15 protein-coding genes, 2 tRNA genes and 1 pseudogene are annotated in these 23,888 nt (G+C 55.5%); 5 read left to right on the forward strand and 13 right to left on the reverse strand.

Going from position 1 to position 23,888, the window contains the following annotated elements:
- Positions 1 to 64: 64 nt before the first annotated feature.
- Positions 65 to 1,042 (reverse strand): biotin--[acetyl-CoA-carboxylase] ligase, encoded by a 978-nt coding sequence (locus BBOMB_RS02455; RefSeq protein ID WP_052377359.1) that lies wholly within the window; start codon positions 1,040 to 1,042, stop codon positions 65 to 67.
- A 137-nt stretch (positions 1,043 to 1,179) separates the two neighbouring features.
- On the opposite strand from BBOMB_RS02455, the gene BBOMB_RS02460 reads away from it, so the two are divergent.
- On the forward strand, positions 1,180 to 2,592 hold the full coding sequence (locus BBOMB_RS02460; protein ID WP_081867243.1) for a PucR family transcriptional regulator: 1,413 nt from the start codon (positions 1,180 to 1,182) through the stop codon (positions 2,590 to 2,592).
- Positions 2,593 to 2,705: 113 nt separating this feature from the next.
- Here the strand turns inward: BBOMB_RS02460 and BBOMB_RS02465 are convergent.
- Positions 2,706 to 2,779 (reverse strand) — tRNA-Pro (locus BBOMB_RS02465).
- A gap of 123 nt (positions 2,780 to 2,902) precedes the next feature.
- Between BBOMB_RS02465 and BBOMB_RS02470 the strand changes: the two genes are divergently transcribed.
- Positions 2,903 to 4,072: a hypothetical protein gene (locus BBOMB_RS02470; protein ID WP_052377361.1), complete on the forward strand. Its 1,170-nt coding sequence runs from the start codon at positions 2,903 to 2,905 to the stop codon at positions 4,070 to 4,072.
- A 12-nt stretch (positions 4,073 to 4,084) separates the two neighbouring features.
- On the opposite strand, the pseudogene BBOMB_RS02475 reads toward BBOMB_RS02470, so the two are convergent.
- The 9 genes and pseudogenes from BBOMB_RS02475 to BBOMB_RS02515 form a co-directional block, all read right to left on the reverse strand.
- A pseudogene (locus BBOMB_RS02475) lies at positions 4,085 to 5,031 on the reverse strand (Nif3-like dinuclear metal center hexameric protein).
- A gap of 131 nt (positions 5,032 to 5,162) precedes the next feature.
- Positions 5,163 to 8,183 carry a DNA polymerase I gene (polA, locus tag BBOMB_RS02480; protein WP_044086693.1) on the reverse strand — a complete coding sequence of 1,007 codons (3,021 nt, stop codon included), beginning with the start codon at positions 8,181 to 8,183 and terminating at the stop codon, positions 5,163 to 5,165.
- Positions 8,184 to 8,253: 70 nt separating this feature from the next.
- Complete coding sequence (locus BBOMB_RS02485; protein WP_044086695.1) at positions 8,254 to 9,036, reverse strand: ANTAR domain-containing response regulator; 783 nt, start codon at positions 9,034 to 9,036, stop codon at positions 8,254 to 8,256.
- 79 nt (positions 9,037 to 9,115) lie between these two features.
- A tRNA-Leu gene (locus BBOMB_RS02490) sits at positions 9,116 to 9,189 on the reverse strand.
- Positions 9,190 to 9,339: 150 nt separating this feature from the next.
- Positions 9,340 to 10,782, reverse strand: a complete 1,443-nt coding sequence (gene pyk / locus BBOMB_RS02495) for a pyruvate kinase (RefSeq protein ID WP_044086696.1) — start codon at positions 10,780 to 10,782, stop codon at positions 9,340 to 9,342.
- Positions 10,783 to 11,037: 255 nt separating this feature from the next.
- The gene (uvrB, locus tag BBOMB_RS02500; RefSeq protein ID WP_044086698.1) at positions 11,038 to 13,149 is read right to left on the reverse strand and encodes an excinuclease ABC subunit UvrB; all 2,112 of its coding nucleotides are present in this window, start codon (positions 13,147 to 13,149) and stop codon (positions 11,038 to 11,040) included.
- 165 nt (positions 13,150 to 13,314) lie between these two features.
- Positions 13,315 to 13,947, reverse strand: coding sequence for a dephospho-CoA kinase (coaE, locus tag BBOMB_RS02505; RefSeq protein ID WP_044086700.1), 633 nt, complete (start codon positions 13,945 to 13,947; stop codon positions 13,315 to 13,317).
- Between the two features lie 81 nt (positions 13,948 to 14,028).
- Positions 14,029 to 15,498, reverse strand: a complete 1,470-nt coding sequence (gene rpsA, locus BBOMB_RS02510; protein ID WP_044086701.1) for a 30S ribosomal protein S1 — start codon at positions 15,496 to 15,498, stop codon at positions 14,029 to 14,031.
- A gap of 195 nt (positions 15,499 to 15,693) precedes the next feature.
- Positions 15,694 to 16,590: a bifunctional methylenetetrahydrofolate dehydrogenase/methenyltetrahydrofolate cyclohydrolase gene (locus tag BBOMB_RS02515; RefSeq protein WP_044086703.1), complete on the reverse strand. Its 897-nt coding sequence runs from the start codon at positions 16,588 to 16,590 to the stop codon at positions 15,694 to 15,696.
- A gap of 297 nt (positions 16,591 to 16,887) precedes the next feature.
- Between BBOMB_RS02515 and BBOMB_RS02520 the strand changes: the two genes are divergently transcribed.
- From BBOMB_RS02520 to BBOMB_RS02530, 3 genes are read left to right on the forward strand one after another with little or no spacing between them, the layout of a single operon-like run.
- Positions 16,888 to 17,985 (forward strand): metal ABC transporter solute-binding protein, Zn/Mn family, encoded by a 1,098-nt coding sequence (locus tag BBOMB_RS02520; RefSeq protein WP_161787690.1) that lies wholly within the window; start codon positions 16,888 to 16,890, stop codon positions 17,983 to 17,985.
- Positions 17,986 to 18,004: 19 nt separating this feature from the next.
- Positions 18,005 to 18,916, forward strand: a complete 912-nt coding sequence (locus tag BBOMB_RS02525) for an ABC transporter ATP-binding protein (RefSeq protein WP_044086707.1) — start codon at positions 18,005 to 18,007, stop codon at positions 18,914 to 18,916.
- Complete coding sequence (locus BBOMB_RS02530) at positions 18,913 to 19,752, forward strand: metal ABC transporter permease (RefSeq protein WP_044086709.1); 840 nt, start codon at positions 18,913 to 18,915, stop codon at positions 19,750 to 19,752. Before BBOMB_RS02525 ends, BBOMB_RS02530 begins: the two co-directional genes overlap by 4 nt.
- 162 nt (positions 19,753 to 19,914) lie before the next feature.
- On the opposite strand, the gene BBOMB_RS02535 is transcribed toward BBOMB_RS02530, so the two are convergent.
- Both BBOMB_RS02535 and BBOMB_RS02540 read right to left on the reverse strand, forming a co-directional pair.
- The gene (locus tag BBOMB_RS02535; RefSeq protein ID WP_044086711.1) at positions 19,915 to 21,141 is read right to left on the reverse strand and encodes an MFS transporter; all 1,227 of its coding nucleotides are present in this window, start codon (positions 21,139 to 21,141) and stop codon (positions 19,915 to 19,917) included.
- 424 nt (positions 21,142 to 21,565) lie between these two features.
- Positions 21,566 to 23,881, reverse strand: coding sequence for a DNA gyrase/topoisomerase IV subunit B (locus tag BBOMB_RS02540; protein ID WP_044086943.1), 2,316 nt, complete (start codon positions 23,879 to 23,881; stop codon positions 21,566 to 21,568).
- Positions 23,882 to 23,888 lie beyond the last annotated feature (7 nt).

Below are 23,888 nucleotides of genomic sequence, written 5' to 3' on the forward strand. Positions count from 1 at the left end.
TGCTGTCCTGTCTGTGCCCTCGCGTGACGGACGATTCTCAGACGTTTGACACCGCATGACCGATTCATCGTGCTCCTGGTGTCGGCAGCACACCTACATCGCCGGATGAAACCCGAAGATGGTGGCCACCGTCATCGACGATTTCGATGGAGGCATCCGACCCGATTCCGACGGCTTCACCCTCCACCGGAATGCCACCTATTGGTTCGACGCGGACTCGCCTGCCCAATGTCCAGGAGCAACGGACCATGCGATCACGCAGATCGCCGCAGGCTCTCCCAGCGTCCTGGAACAGCGCGCTGAATTCGCGGCCGATGCCATCACTGATGACTTCGACCAACCGCCGACGCAGGTAAAGAAAATCAGGCAGACCGTCATAATCAAGTTGGAGCGAAGTGGATTGCGCAATCGGCAGATCGCTCTCAGGAATGAACAGATTCAATCCCAAGCCGGCCACAAGTACCGACCATTGTTCATCAACCGGCACCGCTTCGCACAGGATCCCACCCAATTTTTTTCCGTCGCAGAAGATGTCATTGGGCCATTTCAACGTCAATGGCGAAGACACGTCCCCATCCGAAATCGGTGTGGCTCCGCATGAGTTCAAAACATCGATGAGACCGTCTCTCACAGCCATGCCAACGGCCATAGGCAGCCAACCGCGACGACTGCCCAGCAACAGGTTCGTAGGGACCGCCAGAGCCCATGAAGCAAGGAAAGATTGCCCCCTGTGGTCATACCACGTACGTTCCAGGCGCCCACGCCCGGCGGTTTGCGATTCAGGAATCACCAAAGCCATCGTCGGGTTGGACTCCCATTCACCGACCTCGCCGCAGTGGCCTGAGACACGGTGCCAATCCGGTTCGTCGGCCATATGAGCCACCTTCTGCCGGGCATCGTTGTAGGCGCAATTCGCTATCGCGTTCGCCAAATAAGTGTTGGAGGAGTCCACGCTCTCGAGGATGCACACCGCCGACAACGCCGAGGAACGCGGCAACGCTCCCTGCCTTTCATTCTGACCTTCATGATACACACGAATCACAGTAATCGTATCGGCCGGCTCATGGAAGGTGGATGGCTACAAATCTCATAGATGTGTTTTGTATATTCCTACAAATTTCCTGAACCACTCAGAAGGAAACCTACCCCATCGGGAGAGGGGAAGGCTAAGCTGAAAGCATGAACAAAACAGGGGGATCGATGTCGGGACGGGACGCTGACCGCAAACCGGCCAAGACTTCAAAAAACGCTGAGGCCAAGGGAAAGGCGAACGCCGATCACAATCTCTGGCATGTCCTGCAATGGCGGGCGAAGAGCAGCCAACCTTCCGAAACCGAACGAACCATGCCCTTAGATGTGTTCGAACGAAACAGGCGTTCGACCCACCATCGGATGGATCTCACGCTGCCCGAACCCGTGCAGCGGATTCTCAGCGACGCTCAGGCGCACTTGAGTGAGACGTTGCCGTGGTATCAGTCCTTGGCGGACGAACATAAGAACACACTCAATCTCGTAATCGAAACGGCCGTCGCGAATTTCGTGGATTGGCAGAAGGACATCGAGTCACATCCCGACACCGAAGGCAATCCCCAACCATCGACGGACCACATCTTCTTCATAGCACCAATCGAGTTCACGCAGGTGGTCAGCCTTCGACAGGCGTTGGATGTCACCCGCGTCATCGTCGATCTGTTGGAGGGCAATGTTTCGGCGTTCGCAAAACCAGGTCATGAACGCCAGACCCACGATGCGATTCTCTACTACGCCCGGGAAGTAGCATTTTCCGCAGCCGAGATCTACGCCGACACGGCCGAAATGCGTGAGAGCCGCAACGTACGCATCGAAACGTTTGCCATGGAGAATCTGACCAATGGCGTGGCTGATGGCAAGGTGTCTTCACAGATGTCGCTTCTGGGCTGGCCGAGTTCATATCGCTGTTTCGCCATCGCGGGAAGGCTAAGGCCTAAAAGCCAATTGAATTCAAGCGCCATCGCATCCAGCATACGTCGAAAAGTGGCGAATTTGAACGGCCGTTGCTTAGTGTCTGACCACAACGAGCTGACCATCGTGCTAATCGATCCCGGTGAACAATGCAAACCTGAAGACGTGTGCGCCGCATTGCTTCATTTCTTCGTCGATGATACACCGGTTTGCGTCGGCCCGATCCGCCGCGACGTGCAAGGCGCGTGCGAAACCATACATGCGGCCTTGACGGCCTACAAGGTGGCTCCAGCCGCCACGGACATCCTTTATTCGGAAGGGTCTGTGCGCCCCTTGCTGGCGGACGACATGTTGCCCGAACGGGCACTGGTCGGAGACGACTTCGCCTCCGACCAGCTCTACCGCGAAATCTACCTGCGGCTTCAACAACACGATCCCCATCACATCATGCTCACGACGCTCAGCACGTTCTTCGCATGCGGTCGTTCCTTGGAACTTGCGGCGACAAAGCTCAGCGTGCACCCCAACACGGTGCGCTACCGACTCAAACATTCCGTCGAGGTGAGTGGATGGGACCCCACGAACCCGCGTGAGGCGTTCGTTCTACAGGTGGCGATAAAAATCGGGCAGATACGGGAGGACGGAAAGTAGAACTGAAAACAACCAAGCTATTTGAAGATGGAGACGCTTATACGATATCAGTCCGCTGTGGAATGAGCACCTGAATTGTCCTATACACCGGCAGTCTCCATGACCCTGACCAGTCGGGACGGCGGGATTTGAACCCACGACATCCTGCACCCAAAGCAGGCGCGCTACCAAGCTGCGCTACGTCCCGAAACCTGAAGGAGCCCCGTCTTCATCTCAAAGGCACTTCCAAGTACGGAAATCAAGTATACAGCATAGGTTCCGACGACTCGCTACAATGGAGTGAAACATCAGAAAACAGACAGGGTGATTCATGGGCCTACACCAACGCACGGAAACCGGAGGTCTCGTCTCGCTGCTCATATGCGCACTCGTGGCTTGGATCTCAATGTCGGTCTGCACCTATCTCCTTCCCGCAGCCTGGCTCATCAGCCGTAGACGCTTCCTTGTGGCTTCGGTCATCATCACGGCATGCTCCACCGTCTCCTTCATTGCGGGCTACTTACGCCATTCCCAATCGCTTTCCGAACATAGGACGTGGTACGCGGTTGCGAGGCGTCTGGGCGAAACCCTCGCACTGGCGGTCGTCTACGCCTCCACTCTGTTCCTGATCTCCTTTACTCTGTTCAATGGTGTCTCATTGCTCATGGGACCCATGTTTCTTGATTACCTGATCGCAGCATGCGCGGCATGCGCCGGCGTGGCGAGTTATGTAACATACGTGCAGGCCCAGCTCATGGATGCCAAGACCTTGGCATCGTTATTGCCGTTGTTCGTCATCTCCGGCGTTTCAGTCGCCGCACTGACCACCGATGATCAACACTGGTTCGAAAACAACTTCTCCCAGCTGGGAGACCGTACGACGTTCGCCGCACGCATGTTCAACTCCACGCTGGCGCTTGCAGGCGTCTGTGTTATCATCGTCAGCTATTTCGCGGTCTCGGAGCTCCTGACGACCTATCGTTCACGACTGGAGTGGAACAAAGACCAGGGTCCCGACAGTTCCAGGAGTATCAGCCATTACCGGCTCCGCCTCACCCTCCTGTCAGTGATGCTCACCATATCGGGTCTATGTTTCATCGGCGTAGGTTTCATGCGTTACACGCCGCATCCCACTTTGCACAATCTTTCCGCGCGCGGGCTGACCGTGACCATCTCCCTGTTGCTGCTCACCCTCCCTTGGCTTGCCCCGCAACTTTCACGGGCGATGTACGTCACGTCATACGTAGCATTCCTCATATGCTGCTTCGCCCTGGGAATGTGGCTGTTGGGAAGGAGCACCCTAACGAACGTGGAAGCGGTGGCGGGTCTGCTTTTCCTAGGATGGTTCATCATCTTCTCCCGGCAGATCGCGGCCATAGAATCCGATCGCATGCTGCAATGGATCAGTGAGGAGACAGGCAAGGACACCACCGAAGGTCTGGAAACCACCCAAGGGCGAGGACAAGGCAATCCTTCATCGCGCCTGTCCTCCACACGCTGAGATGGGACGGCCTTACATCTCACCGCTCAGCTTGCCGGGCAAAACGAGCTGCCAGGGATCGCTGGCTCGTCGTATATGAATCGTTTTCACACTGGAACCGGAGCTGGATTCAACGCCTCGCGCTACATCCTCCATGGCATAGGGCAACCATAGCGACTCGATCGCAGAATGCGGCGTGTTGATCAATGCCGGGCGAATGACAGATGATCCGGCACCGAGACTGTCGCACAGATTGGCTTGCCAGCGCGCCTGTTCAAGTGCATCCGTGCTGGATGATGACGCAAATCACTGGTCACATATACATCTGCGCCGCTCGCTACGGCATCGCCGAAATTGGAATCGCCCGAACCCGGAAGAACGGCCACGCGACGAATCTCCGCCCCAAGGTCACCAGCCAGCTGCACGCCATAGGCGGTAGCGGGCAACACATCCCGCACGACATGAGCAAAACGTTCCAGTGACAGCGGTTGCGGCAAACACCCTACACGGCCCAGACCGATTGCGTGCCCTTCGTATTCGCCTTTAGGAACCAACGGTGTCTGATCGAGCAGACCGAGTGCATCGCCTGCGGCCTGCCCTACACCACGGTACGCAACGTCGGCATTGGTGTGTCCCACCCATAACGCGCAATGGGCGCGGTACAGCTCGGCCACGATGTGGCCGTGGACCCCTCTGCCGGACACCTCATGAACCGAACGGAAAAACAACGGATGATGGCAGACGAGCAGATCCGCACCCGCCTCGATGGCATCACTAACGACCGCCATCGTCGGGTCCACCGCGAACGCTATGGTGTTCACCGCATTGTCAAGCTCACCCACGATCAAACCCGGATGGTCCCATTCTTCCGCGAAGCGCAGCGGGTACAACCGCTCCAGAACCTCGACCACGTCGGCAAGTCGCGCCTCTGCCGCATTGCTCCGCCCGTCATCTCCGCTGGAACCGAACTCCACAGTCATCCTCCGTCCTCCTATCTCACGGCCGATGATCCCGCCACGCAATCCGAAGAGTCTTGCCGAGACCACTTCGGAATCCTTCATTGTCCAACGTCTGGAGCCATCCGTTCACCGAACGACACCAAGAGACCGCCTCAGTGTGCGGCATCCTGCCAATCAGAACCGACACCTATAGAAACATCCAGCGGGACGGCCAAATCCACGGCATGTTCCATTGCGTCACGGACCAATGCGCTGACCTGATCGCGTTCCCCCGGAGCTACTTCCAAAACGAGTTCATCATGAATCTGCAGTATGACACGGCTCCTGACCTGAGCCTTCCGCAGAGCCCTGTCCGCACGGACCATGGCGACCTTCATGATGTCCGCGGCAGAGCCTTGAATCGGTGCGTTCAACGCGCCTCGCTCCGCAGCATCACGAATCGACCTTCTGGACGATTTCAGTCCCGGGAAGTACCGACGTCGTCCGAACATCGTCTCCGTGTACCCGTTGACTCGAGCCTTGGCCACCAAGGACTCAAGATAGTCGTGAACCTTACCGAACGTGGCGAAATATTTGGATTTGAGCACATCCGCTTCAGCCGGACTTATTCTCAACTGTTTGGCCAGGCCATAGGTGCTCAGGCCATAAGCCAAGCCATAGCTCATGGCCTTCACATGGGTCCGCTGGTCGGAACTGATCTGATCGACCGGGACACCGTAGACCAGACTCGCCACGTATTTATGAAAGTCGGTTCCTGATTTAAAAGCCTTGATGAGCGCTTCATCACCTGAAAGATGGGCCATGATACGCAATTCGACCTGTGAGTAATCACAACTGAGAAGGGAATCGAAGCCTTCCCCGGGAACGAAGCCCGAACGTATCTCACGTCCTTGGGCATTACGATTCGGTATGTTCTGCAGGTTAGGGTCCACCGAACTCAGTCTGCCGGTTGCAGCCACTGTCTGCTCGAATGTGGTGTGGATGCGGACGTCACGCATATTCACTGAATCAAGCAGCGTTTGCACGATCTGCTTAAGCTTGTTGGTCTCACGATGTTGCAGCAACGCTCCTAAGAAATCACTGGCCTGCTCGTTTCCTGCATATTTCACATAGAGACTCTGCAACGTCTCCGCGTTTGTGGTATAGGCGCCTGCTTTGGTCTTGACGGAGGGCTTGAGATGCATCTCGTCAAAAAGGACCGTACGCAGTTGTTTGGGGCTTTGCAGATTTACCTCATGCCCAGCGGCCTGCCATGCTATAGCCTTAGCCTGAGCTGCCTGAGCGGAGAAATCCTCCAGCAATGCATGAAGACGCTCAAAATCCACCTTGGCTCCGGCGCTTTCCAAACTGAAAAGCGCCTGCGAAACGGGAAGTTCAACACCGCGAAGCAAACCGAACTGACGCCGCTCATCGATAGGTCCCTTCAATGTCTGAGCCAAGGCGCGTACCACGACCGCAGACTTCACCTGTCTCTCCTCATCTTCATCAGCTGCCCCTGTTCCGTCGAGATCCAGCTGACCCTGCAACTGCTGATCGGCGATAAGGCCAGTGCCGAGGAAATGACGCGCCGCCTGATCGAGATCGTCCGCATGAAAATCCGGATCAACCAGATAACCCGCCAATTTGGTATCGAACAACGGCATCGGCAGGTCAATGCCGACCGAAGCAAGCAAATGCAGACTCTCCTTGTACCCGTGTACCACCATTGCGTCATGGTGCTCGTTAAAAAGCTCTTCCAGCGATCCCTTGCAAGCGTCGGCGGCATCATGCGGAATCAAGGCCAGTTCGTCACCAACAAGTATGAGAAGGCAATTCAAACGCTCTTGCCCAGGCTTCGCGTCACCTAGGGCAAGGAGAATCCAAAGGCGTTCCAGTCGTTGCGAACAAGTCTGTGCACGATCGACCCAGCGCTGCACAGACGCGTTTTGACCGTTGGAATCGTCACCGCAGATTGCACTGTCGGATCCATAACCCGAAGCAGATCCATCACCTCCAATGGATGAATTCTCATCCTTGGCGACTACCGTTCCGTCACCCTGCACATCAGTATGTGAGGCATACTTGGAAAACGCCGCATTATACCAAGATTCCAGTGTATCCAAATCTCTTACTCGGGTCACGGCAGGCATCGCCATAAGCACTTCGTCCGCATCGTCGATTCGATCATCACCAGTCTCGCCTTTCTCGCTTTTGGTGACTATAGATTGACCTGAGGAACCGTCCTTTCGAACGCTCGTCACCTTATGCGAAGCCACACTACTGAACTTGCCTTTGAACGCATTGAGTATCTTATGCCGGGATGTCCTGCCGAACTGCAGTCTAGTGAAAATGGCATCGGACTGTTCCTCGTCGACGCCTCCGACGGTCAGATCGGCAACGTTGATTCCCAGATCAAGATCCCGCACAATCGCATTGACCCGACGATTGAGTCGAACCTGATCGATGTTCGCTCTCAGCGCTTCACCTTTTTTACCACCGATTTCATCGGCATGTTGGAAGATTGCCTCCAATGATCCGAACTGATTGATCCACTTGGCGGCATACCCGTCCCCTACTCCTGGGACACCGGGAATGTTGTCCGAGCCTTCGCCCCTCATCGCAGCCAAATCCGGATACTGCTGGGGCGTGACCTTGTACTTGTCCATCACGGATTGGGGTGTCATATGACCTAAATCTTTGAAATGCTGCCCAGGATACAACACCGTCACGTGGTCGTCTATGAGCTGGAACGCGTCACGGTCTCCTGAAAGTACCAAGGTGTCACATCCTGCTGCCTCACCCATGCTGGCAAGCGTTCCGATGATGTCGTCGCCTTCATAACCCGGCTTTTCGATATAGACGATCCCCAACGCCTTCAACAGTTCCTGAATGATGGGCAGTTGGGAAAGCAGATCCTCAGGTGCGGCTTCTCTCGTGCCCTTGTATTGTGGCAGCAATTGGTTGCGGAACGTTCCACCTGCGACATCGAACGCCACCGCCACGTAATCCGGCTGCTCCGTCGTGATCACTTGTGAAAGCATGTTGAAGAAGCCCCACACCGCATTCGTCGCGTGCCCGTCAGCGTCGGTGAAACTCTCCACAGGAAGCGCAAAAAAAGCACGAAAGGCAAGAGAATGACCATCCACGACCAAAAACCTCTTGCGGATGTCTTCCTTGTCCTTCGTGCTTCCCATAATGTCCGCCCGCCTTTCCAATGTCACAACTTAATTCGACATAGTTAAGTGTACAGCGGCCTTATGCCATTCACTCCTGTTTGATGGACATTGATGGCTTTGAATCGCCGTATTTCTCGATGATCGCCATAGCCAAACGCTTCTTTGGAATACGCTGATCCATAGAAGTCTTTTGAATCCAACGGAATGCACCCTGCTCGGAGAAGTCGGCTTTGTCCATGAGCAAACCCTTCGCACGATCTACGAGCTTGCGCTCCTCCAACGACTCTTCAGCTTCCCTAAGCTTCACCTGGGCTTCTTTCAACTCACCCTGGACCTGCTTCAACTTGCCTTCGCTATGTTCGACAGAATCAAGCAGATCATTGATTTCGGCAAATCGTCCCATGGCGACTTCCAAAGCGGGAAGCAACTTGGATTCCTCATATGGCTTGGTGACGAAAGCCATCGCGCCTGCACCCGTTGCCTTTTTGACCAAGTCCGTTTGCGAGTAAGCGGTCAGCATGACGACCGGTGCAATATTCTCATCGCAAATCGTGCCAGCCGCGGTGATGCCATCCATACGTGGCATCTTGATATCCATGCAAACAACGTCCGGACGTAACTTCCGCGTGAGCTCCACCGCCTCTTCACCATTGGCGGCCTCACCTACGACCTCATATCCGTTATCCTCGAGCATGGCTACTAAATCCATGCGATTGACCGATTCATCCTCACCCACGACAACCGTCGGCTTACGCGATGTCTTCGCCTCTTCCCCAGCTGCGCTTTCTACAGGCTCTTCCACAGCCTCATCGGCGACTTTTTTCAGCTCATCTTCAGTAAGAACCTGATCCATTTCTACCCGTTTCCACATGAAGTAATTTTGTTCGCTATCATTATAAACGCGAAATAACAATGTAAGTGAAATTCAGCCGTAAGCCATTCGCTTAGCGTGCCCTTGGTGGGATTCGAACCCACACTGCACAGATTTTGAGGCTGTTTCCTCTACCAATTGGGATACAAGGGCTTGCATCTTCGAAGCGCAACATATTGCGCAACGGATATTTAATATAGCACAATTCCACGACTCTCAAAGTCGCGCGTGTTTCAATATGAGGAGAAGCATCATGGATGGGCAGTTCTGATGAGTGGCCCATCCATGATTCCAAATCAGCCCTTAGTCACAGGCGCCAACCGTGTGAACATAAATCGAGTCGGTGCGTCCCGGCGCATTCTCGCCCTGGGCGGAACTGAGGACCACAATCTTATCCCCATTGGATACCTTACCAGCGTCGCGAAGCATCTTGTCAGTAAAGACCATGAGGTCCTTGCGGCTCTTGTCATGGTAGTTTTCATCAGTCAGGAACGCCTCGGTACCCCAGCTCAAGGCAAGCCAGTGATACGTGTGCTCGTCATTGGTGATGCCGTATATCGGCGCTACGGGACGTTCGCGTGAAACTCGATGCACGGTGCCGCCGGTTTGCGTGTACACCACAATCGCCTTGGCGTTCACCTTGTCTGCCAAATCAACCGCTGCCGAAGATACGGCTCCGGTACTCGTCATATCCAGATGATCCACAGACGGGATGCGATCATAACCATGCTCTGTGGAATAACCGGAAATGCGGGACATTGTATTCACTGTGTCGAACGGATACTTGCCGACAGCCGTCTCGTTTGATGTCATCGTGGCATCAGCGCCGTCAAGCACCGCATTGGCGCAATCGGAAGCCTCTGCGCGAGTCGGAATTGGTGAATTGACCATCGAGCCGAGCACCTCGGTGGCAACGATGACCGGCTTCGCGTACTGACGTGAAAGCTCAATGCACCTCTTAGTGACGAGAGGAACCTCTTCGAACGGCATCTCCACAGCCATATCGCCGCGGGCCACCATGATGCCATCGAATGTCTTGACGATATCCTCAAGATTCTCGACGGCCTGAGGCTTTTCAATCTTGGCGACAACCGGCACCCGGCGGCCTTCCTCGTCCATGATCTCATGGGCACGATCGATATCCGATGCAAAGCGCACAAACGACATGGCCACCATATCGGCTCCGGTCTGGATAGCCCAACGCAAATCAGCCTCATCCTTTTCCGTAAGCGCCGGCAGGCTTACCGCCACACCTGGGAGGTTGATGCCCTTATGACTGGACACCGGCCCCGCCACCACGACTTTCGTGTGGACATTGTTGCCTTCCACACGTGTGACCTCAAGACGCACCTTGCCGTCATCGATGAGAATCGGGTCCCCGGCATGGCAATCGCCTGGCAAACCCTTGAATGTCGTCGAAGTGATATGCTCGTCGCCTTCGATGTCGTCAGTAGTGATGATGAACTCCTGACCGACCTTGAGCTGAACCTTGTCCTCTCCTTCGGCGTTCTTCTTTATCCATCCACAGCGAATCTTCGGCCCCTGCAGGTCCACCATAACAGCGACGTTACGGCCGGTGGTCTTCGAAGCCGTGCGAACGTTGTTGTACACCTTGAGGTGATCGTCCGTGGTGCCATGCGAACGGTTAAGACGTGCCACGTCCATGCCGTTCTCCACCAGCTTGGTGAGATTCTCCAGCGATTCAGTCGCCGGTCCGATGGTGTCTACAATCTTCGCTTTTCGCATAAATTCCTGCCTGTTCCTTTTATTGAACTTTGTTCAGGCCAAAGATTCCCCTTGGCTAACACAATTCAGTTTACTAGCCATCCGTTACATTGCATCCTAAACACACGTAAAAATGTTAACGCTCTCACGGTCAGGACCGCATCCGATTCTCCACCGCATACTTCCATTTGCCACGAGAGGGAAGTCATCCAAAATCACAGCCTTGCCTTCCGAGCCACTCTAGGTCACCTCCAATGATGTCTGAACGGTTTCCAGCTATTTCTGAGCCTCGGTGATCTGCCTCAGCTCCTTTTTCAAGTCGCGGATCTCATCGCGCAGGCGTGCTGCCAACTCGAACTGAAGCTGTTCCGCCGCACTGTGCATCTGCTCGCTCATCTGGCGAATCAGGTCAGCGAGGTCTTGAGCAGGAAGGCCAGCGTTGATGATGTCATCACGCCGTTTGAACAAATCCTCATCAGCCTGGGTCATAGCGATGCGCCTATCACTGCCGGCCTTTCTCTCATCCCTGTAGCCTCCGGCGAGAAGCGTCTGCGTATCCACATCCTCTTTAGCCAGCATATCGTTGACGTCACTGATTTTCTTGATAAGCGGCTTGGGATCGACTCCATGTTGCTCGTTGTAGGCGATCTGCTTGGCCCGTCGCCTATCGGTCTCGTCAATCGCCTTGCGCATGGCGTCGGTGATTTCATCGGCATACATGAGCACCGTCCCCTGCACATTCCTCGCCGCACGGCCAATGGTCTGGATGAGTGAACGGTAGGAACGCAGAAAACCCTCTTTGTCGGCATCAAGTATCGCCACCAGTGAAACCTCGGGGAGGTCCAGCCCCTCGCGAAGCAGATTGATGCCTACGATCACGTCAATCTTGCCTTCACGCAGTTCACGCAACAGCTCGACTCGACGCAAAGTGTCCACATCCGAATGCAGGTATTCGACCTTGATGTCACGTTCCAAAAGATAATCGGTGAGGTCTTCCGCCATTTTCTTGGTCAGGGTGGTGACGAGCACACGTTCGTTTTTGGACACACGATCCTTGATCTCACCAAGCAGATCGTCAATCTGTCCCTTCACGGGCCGCACCTCGATCTTGGGGTCAAGCAGCCCCGTCGGACGTATCACTTGATCCACGACCCCATCGGAAAGCCCCAGCTCATAATCACCGGGCGTTGCGGAAAGATAGACCGTCTGCCCGACGCGCTCCTCAAACTCAGACCACTTCAACGGGCGGTTGTCCATCGCCGAAGGCAGGCGGAAACCATGCTCCACCAACGTACGTTTCCGACTCGCGTCACCTTCGTACATCGCACCGATCTGAGGAACGGTGACGTGTGATTCGTCGATGACAAGCAGAAAATCGTCAGGGAAGAAATCAAGAAGTGTGTGCGGCGCACTACCTGGCTGCCGACCATCGAAATGGAGTGAGTAGTTCTCGATACCGGAACAGGTTCCGACCTGCTCGATCATCTCGAGGTCGTAGGTGGTTCTCATGTCAAGCCGCTGCGCCTCAAGCTCCTTGCCCTGCTTACGCAACTGCGCCACGCGTGCCTCTTTCTCGGCCTTGATTGATCTGATCGCGCGTTCGGTACGCTCGGGTCCCGCGATGTAATGTGACGCCGGAAAAATGTGGACGCTCGGCTCATGAGCGATGACATCGCCGGTAAGTGGGTGCAACGTCGATATCCGGTCAATCTCGTCCCCGAAGAATTCTATCCGGATGGCAAGCTCCTCATAGACGGGAATAATCTCCACGGTGTCACCACGAACCCGGAACGTGCCTCGAGTGAAGGCGATGTCATTGCGTTTGTATTGCATGGCTACGAATTTGCGCAATAGATCATCGCGGTTAATCTGGTCACCCTCATGCAACATCAACATCCTGCCCGCATATTCCTCCGGGGTTCCCAAGCCATAGATGCACGAGACCGTGGCAACCACAACACAATCGGTGCGTGTCAGCAGATTGGCAGTGGCGGCGTGACGCAGACGCTCCACGTCATCGTTGATGTTCGAATCCTTTTCGATGTACGTATCGGTCTGCGGAATATACGCCTCCGGCTGGTAGTAGTCGTAGTATGAGACGAAATAGCTCACGGCATTGTCCGGCATGAGTTCACGGAATTCCGCGCACAACTGTGCGGCAAGCGTCTTGTTGGGCTCCAGAATCAATGTGGGCCTCTGCAGACGTTCAATCAGCCACGCGGTCGTCGCCGTCTTGCCAGTACCGGTCGCGCCCATAAGCACCACGTCGTTTTCACCGTTCTCGATACGAGTGGCGAGCTCGTCTATGGCCTGCGGCTGATCGCCGGCCGGCTTGTACGGTGACTTCACTTTGAACGGCTTATACGTACGCTCAATATCGAATCCCATATTCCTCCGGATCTTCCTCATCAAAGTCTGCCTTACATACCGATGTTCACCACCGACTGCTTGCAAAACCCGCTATGTCTAAGCGCCGGCCAAACCTCGGTCCAGGCGCATCGCCATGTCCGTTGCGCCGACGACATACGAAACACACATTTTCTGAAGCATATCCTAGCGTGTATCGTCGCGGTTGGCGACCCATTGCTCAACCAGCATATCAACACACTCGAACATTTGTTCGAGCGGTTTGGATCCGTCCACCACGGCATCGGCTATACGCTCGCGTTCGGCTTGGGATGACTGATGCCGAATCCTGGCCCACGCCTGATCGGGACTCATTCCCCTGGATTCGACCATGCGCCGGACCCTTAGTTCCTCCGGCGCCTCCACCGTGATGACGTGGTCGAACGTAAACGGGATGTCGTCCAGGACTTCCGCCAGCAATGGGACGTCATGCAGGATTACATACCCATTCCCCCGATGCTGAGAAAGCCAGTCTTTTTCATAGCGCTGCGCCAAATCAAATATAAACGGATGCTCGATGCCATCAAGCCGGCGCTTTGCATCGCGAGCAGCCCGATGACCGAACACAAGTTCTGATAGGGCTGAACGATCAAGGCTCCCGTCAGGCGTGAGCACATCCGGTCCGAACTCGTCCGTTATCCTTTCCAACGCGACGGTGCCTGGTCGGACGACCTGGCGTGCCAACGAATCATAATCAATGACCAGCACGCCACGCTCACCCAAATGAGCCGCAACCGTGCTCTTACCCGCGGCGATGCCCCCAGTGAGCGCCAAGCGCATGATTCACCTCCCTTGCCAAGGCAATGAAAAAGGCCGGCGCAACGCACCGGCCCGTAATCAAAACTGCTTCAGACAGCTACATCACTTATTCTCGTTGATGAGCTTTTCGCGCAAAGCCGCCAACTGATCGGAATCAGCCAAAGTGCCTTCGGAATCTGAAGCGGAGGTGTAGTTCGTCTCCGCCGGCTCATGGGTTTCACCCTCGGCCTGTCCATCTTCCGCAGCCGACTGTTCGGCTTCTTCGTTCTGCTTAGCGACGAAGGCCTTGTGCTCTTCCCAAAGCTGGTTGGCCGCTGCGTACTGGCTTTCCCACTCTTGACGCTGCTTCTCATACCCGGCCATCCATTCATTGGTCTGGGGGTCGAAGCCTTCAGGATACTTGTAGTTGCCCTCATCGTCATAATCGGCAGGCATGCCGTAAAGCGCCGGATCGAAGTCGTCGGAAAGGGAATCGTTGGCCTGCTTCAAGGACAGCGAAATACGACGACGATCGAGATCGACATCGATAACCTTGACGAAGATCTCCTCGCCCGGGTGCACGACGGTCTCCGGGTTGTCGACGTGGCGCGCCGCGAGCTCGGATATGTGGACCAAACCTTCGATACCATCCTCAACAGAGATGAACACACCGAACTGCACGATCTTCGTGACCTTGCCCTTGACGATCTGCCCAGGCACATGAGTGCGGGCGAAACGCTGCCAAGGATCCTCCTGGGTTGCCTTGAGCGACAAGGAGATACGTTCACGCTCAAGATCGACGTCGAGCACCTCGACTGTGACCTTGTCTCCGACCTTGACGACGGCCGACGGGTGATCGATGTGCCTCCACGAGAGCTCGGACACGTGGATGAGTCCGTCCACACCGCCCAAATCGACGAATGCTCCGAAGTTGACGATCGAGGAAACGACACCCTCGCGAATCTGACCCTTCTTGAGCTGAGCCAAGAAGGTCTCGCGAACCTCGGACTGAGTCTCTTCAAGATACTGGCGCCGTGAAAGAACCACATTGTTGCGGTTCTTATCGAGCTCCAAGATCTTCGCCTGAATCTTCTGTCCGATGTAGGGGGACAGATCGCGCACACGGCGCATCTCGACCAACGAAGCCGGGAGGAATCCACGCAGGCCGATGTCGACGATAAGTCCACCCTTGACGGCCTCGATGACAGTGCCCTCGACGACCCCGTCCTCGTTCTTGATCTTCTCGATGTCATCCCAGGCACGCTCATACTGAGCACGCTTCTTCGACAGGATGAGACGGCCTTCCTTGTCTTCCTTCGTAACGACAAGAGCCTCGATTTCGTCGCCCAACTGGACGACCTCATCGGGATCGACTTCCTTCTTGATGGAAAGTTCGCGTGAAGGGATGACGCCCTCGGTCTTGTAACCGATGTCGAGCAGCACTTCGTCGTGATCTACCTTCACAACGGTGCCATGAACCAAATCACCATCATCGAAATTCTTGATGGTGGAGTCGACTGCCTTGATGAAGTCTTCTTCGGTGCCGATGTCATTGATCGCTACCTTGGCGACTTCGTTATTGTTTTCTGCCATTAAACGTGGTTTCTTTTACTTGTTGTTGGATATGAATCTGTCTTAAGTTATAAATGCGTGCCTTAACACCACAGCACTGGTGCAAGTTTAACGTGAAGCATGGTCAAAGCGCCAAGCGGACCAGGTTCGTGTCGTCGGGAACGGATACACACCACGTCTACCGACTTGGCAGGGCGCGCTCACACCTTGTAAAAATCACCTACCGGCCGTGCGTTCGGCCATCTCGACCACATTGGTCAACAACATGGCCCTGGTCATCGGCCCCACGCCCCCCGGATTCGGTGTATATGCGCCGCAACGCTCACGGCATGCCCTATCGATGTCACCGGTAATGTGGTATTTCCCGTCGCTTTCATCGAATACACGGGAAATGCCCACATCCACCAAAACGGCGCCGGGCTTCACGTCCTCAGGCCTTACTGAACCGGCAACGCCTGTAGCCGAGATGATGACATCAGCCTCGCGCATCGCCTCATGCACGTCGGCGGTTCCAGTATGGCACAGGTGCACCGTCGCGTTCACGTCTTTCGCCGTAAGGAGCAGCCCTACCGTTCTGCCCACGGTTATTCCCCTTCCCAGCACACAGACATCCCTGCCGTTGAGGTCCATATCATAGCGGCGGAGCAAAACGATGATTCCTCGGGGCGTGCACGGCAAGGGGAACGCCGCCCTGTCGAACGCACCCGAACCTTGGGTGTTAAGTACCAGCTTCCCCAGATTATACGGATGCATTCCATCGGCATCTTTGGAGGGATTGATGTGCTCGATAATCTCCTTTTCGTCGATTCCCCGAGGAAGAGGCAGCTGGACGATATAGCCCGTGCATGAGGGGTCGGTGTTCAGATGTTCCACAGCTGATATGACATCGTCCTTGCTGGCATCCTGAGGCAGGCGCAACGCAATCGATTCGATGCCCACTTGAGCGCAATCCCGGTGTTTGCCGGCCACATACTTCGCTGAAGCGGGATCGTCCCCTACCAGCAGCGTTCCAAGACCCACGGTCGCCCCTTGTTCCTTAAGCCGCGTCACACGGTCACGCAAATCATCCTTGATCTCCTGCGCCGCCAGCCTTCCATCAAGCACTTTCGGCATTGCCCTCCCCTTCCTCATGTCGGTAAATCGTCTCGAACCGGCTTGCTGCAGTTTATCAACAGACCAGATCATTATCAAACCCGCACCGCACGCCGGCATCTTGCCTAAGACACCACCGGCCTCAAAACGCTCTTCCACAGAACAAACGCCCCCTACAGCCGTCCTCCAGAGTACAGGTTACGATTGTTCATATTCAACGCCCATCCTCGGTCTGTGCGAAAAAGTGAAGGGCGAACGTGCATGCCACTGCATCGACGGTAAACACCCATGTGGAAAGACGATTGATATATGAACCGAATGATATCTAAACCGAAACGAGCCATATTACGGGTTTCTGCGGCGCTGGCGTCGCTCGGACTGACGCTCGCCTCAGGTGCCTGCGCGGGGTTGAACGAGCAAAAGACCAGTCAGGGGGCGCATAGTCAGCAGTCCGGACCAATAGAGGTCGTGGCCTCCATCAATCAATGGGGATCGCTGGCTCAGGAGATCGGCGGCTCTGCTGTGCATGTGACTTCGATCGTCAATACGACTTCGGTCGATGCACATGATTTCGAACCCAAAACCACAGATATCGCGACCATTCAAAAAGCGCAGGTCGTGGTGACCAACGGTGCGGGTTATGACCAATGGGCCCAGAAAAGCATCACCAAGAATGCCACCAGCATCTCGGCAGCCGAAGCCATAGGAGCCAGCACAGGAGACAATCCCCACCTGTGGTTCTCCAAAGACGCTCGCAACGCAATGGCGACGGAACTGAAGGAAACGTTCTGCAGGAAGATGCCGGACAGCTCAGACGCGATCACGGCCAGATACAACTCATGGCAGAAGAAGGAAAATGCCCTGGAGAAGTCCATGAAGCGATTCGCCAAGGAATATGACGACGCACCGTACGCGGCAACGGAATCCGTCGCCTATTATCTGCTGGACGATCTAGGTCTCAAAGACAAGACACCCAAAGGATACGCCCGCTCGGCAGCGGCCGAGGGAGAACCGGCACCCGCCGATCTGCAGGCCTTCAAGGAGCTGATTTCCTCACGAAACGTCGATTTGCTGATCAACAACACCCAGGAAGCCTCCGACACGACCAACATCCTCACCGGCACGGCGGGGCGCAGCGAAGTCCCCGTGGTGGACGTCAGTGAGCAGATGCCCGAGGATGTGACGACTCTCACCGATTGGATGCAACGCCTACTTGAGGAAGTGCGCAAGGCACTGGGCGATTTCAAGGCATCCGAAGCCACTCACCGCAAAGTAGATACGAACCAGCGCCAGGACAATGCGGACAGTGGAGCCAATGGAACGACAAATCCCAATGCCGGCGATTCACATGGCACCGGCGATGCGAACAACGGCGGGGCACCTTCAAACGAAGGTCAACAAGACCCCGGCAAGTGATGTGACGAGAAAGGTGAACATGTCAAAGGATACGGCTGCAATCGTCTTCCATGACGCCAGTGTCAGCCTTGCCGGACGTACCATTTGGAGCCGTGGGAATTTCGAAATCCCCACCGGTTCGGTGAGCGCGATCGTCGGTACCAACGGCGCAGGAAAGACCACGATGATGAAAGTGGAACTCGGTTTGATCCCCCTGAAGACGGGAACGGTGAAAGTGCTTGGCGCCGATGCGGGTACCCATAACAACCGCATCGGCTACGTTCCTCAGAACTACGCTGGTGACATCGACTCAAACCTGACCGCTGGTCAGTCCGTTCTTCTGGGTCTGAACGGAACGAGGTTCGGCATACACCCCATAACATCCAAACAACGAGAACGGGCCTACCAAGCCATGGAATTCACCGGGATGGCGGATAAGGTGGACGTCCCGCTCTCCGAATTGTCCGGCGGGATGCGCCAACGTGTGGCGATTGCACAGGCTCTTGTAGGGAAACCGGACCTACTCATGCTCGACGAGCCGCTTGCCAACCTCGATCTCGCATCCCAAAGGGAGACGGTTCATGTATTGGCTCGGCTCAACAGGGAATTCGGCATGACCATACAGGTGGTGGCGCACGATTTGAACATGCTGCTCCCCATCCTCAATGGAGCCGTGTACCTTCTCGACGGGCATCCCCATTACGCTCGGATGAATGAGGTGCTTGACGCGGATCTGCTCACGCACCTGTACGGAACCACCGTCCAAGTGGTCACCACACCCCAGGGGGATATGTTCGTCACGCCCACTCCTGACGAACCTCAGGACACCACGCCCGATACCCACTCCCCGGCGGAGGCGGCTCGATTCCACAACCACGTACATGACGACCTGCGACGGGACAACACAAGCGACAGCTCAGGCCGAAACGGAACAGGAAGTAGCATTCAATGAGTTCACTTGAATCCCTCATACAGAGCAATTGGATTGACATCCTCTCGGCGCCGTTCATGCGTAACGCGTTCGCCGCCGGTCTGTGCATAGCCATAGCCGCCGGCGTTATGGGCTACTTCACCATTGCACGCAACTCCACGTTCGCAGCACATGCCCTGGCTCACATAGGTCTGCCTGGAGCCACCGGTGCGGTGCTGCTTGGCCTGCCGGTATCCTTGGGTTTGGGCGTATTCGCCTTGGGTGGGGCGCTTGTCATCGGTGCACTTGGCAAACGTGCTTCCCAACGCGAGATAGCCACGGGGACCGTGCTGGCCTTCGCCTCCGGACTTGGGCTCTTCTTTGCACGCCTTTCGAGCTCTGCGTCACAGCAGATGCAAGCCATACTGTTCGGATCCATACTGACGGTAACGGATGACCAGATCATAGGATTCGCGCTGTTTGACGTGGTGCTGTTAACACTCCTGTCCGTCATTTATCGACCATTGCTGTTCAGCTCCCTGGATGAGCAGGTGGCCCAGGCAAAAGGCGTGCCGGTCGGCCTCATGAATGTACTGTTCATGGCCATCATGGCAGGCGTCATCACCGTCGCGGTTCCGGCCGTAGGCACGTTGCTCATCTTCGCATTGGTAGTGACCCCGTCGGCAACAGCGAACATCATCACACATTCCCCGATGGCTTCCATGGTGTGCGCAAGCGTCATATGCCTCGTCTCCATCTGGGGTGGTCTGTTGCTTTCCGCGCTTTTCCCGGCACCTCCGAGCTTCATCATCGTAACGATATCGACGCTGCTGTGGCTGGTGGCGAAAGCAACGCACAAAGCGAGGCTGCACAGCTGACTTTTGTTGATCCCGTCATGTAAACGACATATCAAACCAAGTACGGTGTCTCAGCGTGCGTTCAACAGCTGTTGAACGCCTCATGCCATACCCTTGGTGTCATTTCACAGGGACCAATAACATCCTTGTACGCCACCCCGAGCCAACCGCGGCATAAGCGCCTCAGTGTTTGACTACACGCCGCAGTCGCTCATGCATGACTGCCATGACGACAAGAAGCACCCCAAGGAAAACGGGGTACCAGGCTATCGATATATGGTCGGCTATCAGACCGAAGACCGGTGGCATCAGCATCGATCCCGTGTATGCGCAGGCCATCTGCACCCCGACGATGGCTTGTGATTTATCGGCACCGAAATACGCTGGTGTCGAATGAATGACACAAGGATAAATGGGGGCGCACCCTAGGCCTACCAGTACCAAACCTGTAATCACCGCTGCCTTGCCGGGAATCGGCAACAGCAGTAGCACGACCCCGCAGGCAAGCACGATCTGGCCGATTCGAATCATCGTTGAATCGTCGAAGCGCATGGTCATGAAGCCGCTCAGGGCACGGCCACCGGTAATGCCCAGATAAAACAGGCTTGCCAAGGATGCGGCAAGGGTTTTGTCTATATGCGAATGCAACACCATATAGCTGCTGGCCCAAAGTCCGGCCGTGGATTCCACTGCGCAATAGCAGAAGAACATGACCATGATTTCGACGGCGCCGCGCAAGGCAAACACCTGCCGCAAAGTCAACGGCTTACGCTTAGATCGCTCCTCCTGAGCGGCGTGACCACCTGAACCGTCGACTACGGCACCTCCGCCACTTGTCGAAGCACCCTTCGACGCCTCGTCCTTACGGCTCTTCCACAATGGCAGCGAAAATACGAGAATCACAGTGAGCAGTATCTGAAGAACAGCGATGATGCGGTAGCCAAGCTCCCAGCTATGCTGCTTCGAAAGAGCGAACCCCATGATGTAGGGACCCACGGAGGCGCCTATCCCCCACATGCAGTGCAGCCAGCTCATGTGCCGGCTCGCATAGTGCACCGCAACATAGTTATTGAGCGCAGCATCCACGCCACCGGCGCCGAGACCATAGGGAACGGCAATGAGCAGCAGTATCCAGTAATTGGGGGCCAACGAGAAACCGAACAGCGCAAGCGCCGTCACACCGACGGATATGGCGGTCAATTTCCCGGCGCCGATGCGAAGCGTAAGTCGATCGGATAGCAGGGAAGAAACTATCGTCCCTGCGGAAATCGTCATGGAGACGCCTCCCGCCCAGGAAAGCGGGACATGGAGTTGCGGCCCCATCGAAGGCCATGCCGCCCCCAAAAGTGAATCGGGCAACCCCAATGAGATGAACGCCAGATAGATGACAGCCAAAAGCAGATTGGTCACGGTATGGATCCCTCCGGTTCTTGATGCCCGACTTCACGCATCGATATGACATATGTAAACGCTTACATATGCTATCATCAACGGTGCACACGGCACGATGCGGTCGATTCCTCCGTACCCATTACGGCACGTCCCGTAACCTCTTTAAGGGCATCCTGCGCCATCAGTCAACAAATCACGTCGTCATCTGTGACAATGACTTGAACGGGCAACCGACCCGTTATCACAGCCCGCGCCGCCAAGATCCGGAGCCACCGTCCAACTGAGCCACGCGGCATTACGAAGACAGACCAACACGTATCAGGATCGGAACAGGAGACGAATACCGATCTCGAACTGCTCCGGCCCTGATTCATCGCTTTCCGATTTGTCCATCTGGAAAACCGGACACATTCACCAATCGACCGAAAGCATGAACGATTCATCATGTATCGATCTTGGTTCTGTCGAAGTCGTCAGCGTTGTCGACGATGAAGCGTTTCCGCGGCGGAACATCATCCCCCATGAGCAACGAGAAAATCCCGCTCGCATCCTCAGCCTCTTTCATGGTGATACGCCGCAACATACGACTGCGCGGATCCATGGTTGTATCGGCCAGCTGATCGGCATCCATCTCACCCAAGCCCTTGTATCGCTGAACATCCGGGTTGTAGCTCACCCCGTCGCCATCGAGTTCCTTGAGCCTGCCTTCCAACTCATCATCGGAATACGTGTAAATGAACTCACCTTTTCGTTTTCCTGTCAACGCTATGCGATGCAGCGGTGGTACAGCTGCATAGATATGCCCGTATTCGATCATGGGGCGCAGGAAGCGATAGAAAAGAGTGAGCAGAAGGATACGGATATGCGCCCCATCCACATCGGCGTCAGTCATCATGATGACTTTGTCATAGCGTATCTGGCTCAGATCGAAACTCGCACCCGATCCCGCGCCAATGACCTGGATTATCGCGGAACATTCCTTGTTGGCGAGAATCTGGTTCATGCTGGCCTTCTGCACGTTGAGAATCTTCCCCCGAATCGGAAGAAGCGCCTGAAAACCGGAGTTCCGCGCGGCCTTGGCGGTGCCAAGAGCGGAATCGCCCTCAACGATGAACAGTTCGGCGATGTCATCATTACCGGGCTGGCAATCGGAAAGCTTGGCAGGCATGGAAGCTGATTCCAATGCGTTTTTGCGCCGTGTCACCTCCTTGGTCTTGCGCGCCTGGACTCTGGCGTGCATCTCGCCTACGATCTTCTCAAGCACTCGCGAGGATTGTTCCTTGTAGCCACGCTTTGAGCCCTTAATCATTTCCCCAAACTGTCTATCGGTCATCCTTGAGACAATGGGCCGTACCGGAGCAGTGCCCAAAACGTCCTTGGTCTGCCCTTGGAACTGGGGCTCGGCAATGCGAACCGTAACGACAGCCACCAAACCGGTCAGAATGTCATCGCGTTCCACCTTCATCTGGCTGTCCTTGAGGTTCACCTTAAGTTTGCGTGCGTTATCCTCCACGGCTTTACGAACCTGTTTGGTGACCCCCTGCAAAAAGCCGTCAACATGCATACCGCCGCCCGGGGTCTCCACCACGTTGACGAAGCTGCGAATGGTGGTGTCATATCCATTGACCCAACGCAAGGCGATGTTGACGACACAGTCCCGGCTCACTTTGCCGCCGTGCAGGTCACCGTTCTCATCCACACTTTGCGTCTCTTCGGTATACTTCTCACTGCCGCTTATTGTCCAGATGTCGCTGACCGGCTCCCCCGATGAAAGGAAGTCAACGAAGTCCTTAACCCCTCCGGTATGAAGGAATTCCTCGACGCGTCTGTGGGAATTACCCGATGCACGGTCGAGGATAAGGCCAGATCCGTCAAATGATTTCGGGTCTTCAGAATCAGGTTCAGACGATGAGACACCAGGAACATTAACCGGTGACTGAATATCTTCGGACGTGGTCTCTTCAGACCACCCCCGCGTTTCTACAACTGCCGAAGAGGGCGGCAAGACGTCGTTTTCTATGAAATTGTCAAGCGATTCATCCCCTGTCTCCTCGATGTTCTCATCGATGACGACAATCTTCAGACCAGGGACCAGAAAACTTGTCTGGCGTACCCTGTCTATGAGCTGCTCGTAGCTGAAGTGCGCCGTTTCATTGAAGATCTCCGGGTCGGCCCAATAACGGACCCGTGTACCCGTCGTCTTGGGAGAGACCTTTCCAATGATCTCGAGTTCAGTGGGTTTGCCTTTCCTCGTCTTGGTGAACTTGTTTTCGGGCGACCTGTGCTGGGCGTCTGGATCCGAGTAGACACCCGGATGCCCTTGATGGAAGGCCATGTGGTAGGTCTTGCCGTTGCGGTCTACCTCCACATCAAGCCGGGAGCTCAAGGCATTCACGACGGAGGAACCGACTCCATGCAGACCGCCGGCGGCATTATATGAAGAGTTACCGAATTTCGCCCCGGCATGAAGTTTGGTGAGCACCACTTCGACACCGGTCAGTTTGGTTTTCTGCTCGACGTCGACGGGGATGCCACGTCCGTTGTCCGCGACCTCTACTGAACCATCCGCGTGCAGGGTGACCACGATTCTTGTGCATGCACCAGCCAATGCCTCGTCCACCGAGTTGTCGATTATCTCCCAAAGACAGTGCATCAGTCCCTGGCTGTCCGTGGTGCCGATGTACATGCCTGGACGCTTGCGCACCGCATCCAGGCCCTCAAGCACCGATAAGTCACTGGCGTTATATTCTTCTACCACGGCCACA

Source organism: Bifidobacterium bombi DSM 19703, from assembly GCF_000737845.1.
Classification (GTDB): Bacteria; Actinomycetota; Actinomycetes; order Actinomycetales; family Bifidobacteriaceae; genus Bifidobacterium; species Bifidobacterium bombi.